The organism is Streptomyces sp. P9(2023), from assembly GCF_032436795.1.
GTDB lineage: Bacteria > Actinomycetota > Actinomycetes > Streptomycetales > Streptomycetaceae > Streptomyces.
Genome location: NZ_JAUPWM010000379.1, coordinates 1 through 280, shown reverse-complemented (window position 1 = coordinate 280; position 280 = coordinate 1). Strand labels below are relative to the sequence as shown.

Here is a 280-nt window from a genome sequence, read left to right as displayed (position 1 = left end):
AGGCGACCGTCATGAATAAGAAACCTAGCAGGCTGGTTCAGGCTCTGAAGGATTTGAGAAACTGGAAGGCGGGGGACATTCTGTATCTCTCCAAGGCCCACGCTGATCTTAAGAGAGTGGGCAGGGAACGCTTCCTGGGCAGCGGGGTGATCCTATCTATCACGGCCCTTAACGGCGCTGAGATCGTGGAACCCGTGCTGATAAACGATGGACTGAGCGAGGAGACTATAGAAGCCCTTCGCCGGGACGTGAAACGGGCCTATGATTATCGACTTTCTAT

The 280-nt window shown here is 53.9% G+C and carries 1 protein-coding gene; it reads left to right on the top strand.

Annotated elements, in window-relative coordinates; genetic code table 11:
* Positions 1-280, top strand: a 280-nt coding sequence (locus tag Q5762_RS38025; protein ID WP_315896881.1) for a hypothetical protein, incomplete at both ends; no start/stop codon positions are given.